The 1,950-nt window shown below is 62.4% G+C and carries 3 protein-coding genes; 1 reads left to right on the top strand and 2 read right to left on the bottom strand.

Features of this window, described 5'->3' with window-relative positions; translation table 11 throughout:
• Positions 1-486, bottom strand: a 486-nt coding sequence (locus NW835_RS00400) for a lysophospholipid acyltransferase family protein (RefSeq protein WP_414414227.1), incomplete at its 3' end; no start/stop codon positions are given.
• 133 nt (positions 487-619) lie between these two features.
• The gene (locus NW835_RS00395) at positions 620-1,393 is read right to left on the bottom strand and encodes a Uma2 family endonuclease (RefSeq protein WP_414377149.1); all 774 of its coding nucleotides are present in this window, start codon (positions 1,391-1,393) and stop codon (positions 620-622) included.
• A gap of 151 nt (positions 1,394-1,544) precedes the next feature.
• On the opposite strand from NW835_RS00395, the gene NW835_RS00390 reads away from it, so the two are divergent.
• On the top strand, positions 1,545-1,950 hold a 406-nt coding region (locus tag NW835_RS00390), incomplete at its 3' end, for an NAD(P)/FAD-dependent oxidoreductase (RefSeq protein ID WP_414414226.1).

Genomic DNA, 1,950 nt, shown 5'->3' with positions numbered 1-1,950 from the left:
TCCCTTGGGCAGCACCTTCTCGGTACCCCAGAGGGCCACGGGGAGCAGAGGTGTCTGGGTGCGCGCTGCCACCAAGGCAGCCCCCAGGTGAGGCTGGGGAATGCGGCCATCGGGGGTGCGGGTGCCGTTGAGAAAGATCCCCACCGCCCATCCCCGCGCCAGGGCTGCTTCCGTGGCTCGCAAGGCGGCGCGGTCAGAGCCGCCTCTCTTGACCGGGTAGGCCCCGTAGAGCCGGATCACCTGCTTCAGCGCTGGCACCCGAAACAGCTCTTCCTTGGCCATGAAGGCTACAGGGCGGCGCACTGCATTGGCCACCAGCGGCGGATCCAAGTGGCTGGCATGGTTGCTGACAATGATCAGGGATCCCTGGCGAGGCACGTTTTCCTGGCCATAGGTGCGGCCAAAATACAGTCCCCGAAACAGCGGATTGACCACCAGCCACTTGAGCAGCCAGTAGGTCAACCAATCCTGGCGGCGATAGCCCATCTGGACGATTTCCCAACTTGGGGGTAGCTCCCTCTTTGAGTGTAGGGGAAAGCGGGGGATCCCCAGCGACTTTGGAGATAGGTTTTCCTGAGACCTTCACTTAGGGTGGGATGCGGTGAGGGCCAGGAGTATGTCACCTCTCCAGATCAGGATCCTCGCCCAAAGCCCGCAACCTTTCCGCCAGACGCTCAGCCCGTTGGCGCTCCTGTTCGGCTCGTTGGCGTTCCAGCTCGGCCCGCTGGTGCTCCCGCTCGGCTCGTTGGCGTTCCAGCTCGGCCCGCTGGCGCTCCCGCTCGGCTCGTTGGTGCTCCAGCTCGGCCCGCTCATCTCCCGTCAACAGCAACTGCCCTTGGGCGTCGCACCAGCGCAGCCAGCGGGCTTGTTTCCCCTCGAAAACTCCGTCCCACAGCCTCAGGCCCAGCTCCACCTGTTCCAGCCAGGTCTCGGTCATTTCCGCATAGTGGCGGCCTCGCAGCTCGAAAATGCGCAGCTCCTCTGGCCCCAGCTCGTGGTTGGGATCAAAAACCACGTAGTAGCTGACCCGCATCTGCTCGTAGCGACTGAGCTTGCCCCCTAGCTCGTCGCCTTCGCGGTTGGAGACAATCTCAATCACCACATCCGGCGGCTTGTCAAATTGCCAGAGCAGATAGCACCGGTTCTGCTTCTCCCACCATTGTTCCGGCACCGTGACATCCAGGCTGAGAAAAACATCCGGCACGATGGGAGGTCGGTTAGGGGTGGTGTAGATGCCCACATTGGCTGCTGCCAGGAAGGTTTTGTGGGGCAGAGAGCTGTAGAGTGCCCCCGTCAGGAGACGCTGCTGCTTTTCAGAGGCAAAGTTATCCACCGGGGTATCGTCCTCAGTGACCAGATCAGCGATGTCGGGCAGCAGCAGTTCAGTATCCATGGGCGAAGGCAGTCGGGGATGTCGACATCTTAGCCGTTTCCCCTACTTTTTGCCGCAGAGGACAAGGGCGGCAAAGCTGGCCGCTCTCCAGAAGGGATCCCGCCCGGAGAATGGGGTATCACGGCAAAAGGGATCTCTTTGAGGAAGAACCTTGAACTGTGACGTTTTGGTGATTGGCTGTGGCGTGGTGGGCTGTGCCATCGCCTACGAGCTGTCTTCCGCAGGGCTATCAGTGGTTGGGATCGACGCCAAGGATCCGGCCTCAGGCGCCACGGGCGCGTCACTGGGGGTGTTGATGGGGATCTGCAGCCGCCAGCCGGATGGGGAGGTGGTGCAGTTGCGCCTGAAAAGCCTGGAGCAGTTTGATCCCTTGATTGCCCGGCTGGAAGCGGACTTGGGTCGGAATTTGCCCGTCAATCGGCACGGCATCCTCAAGCTCCTTCGGGAGGAGGAAGTGGACGCTTGGCAAGCAACCCTGGCGGCTCGGCGGCAAGCAGGTTACCGCCTGGAGCTGCTTAGCCCCGGCGAAGTGGGATCCCTGCAGCCGGGCCTGCGCG

Source organism: Synechococcus sp. OH2 (assembly GCF_047462155.1).
Lineage (GTDB): Bacteria > Cyanobacteriota > Cyanobacteriia > Thermostichales > Thermostichaceae > Thermostichus.
This window is presented reverse-complemented; position numbering and strand designations above follow the sequence as displayed.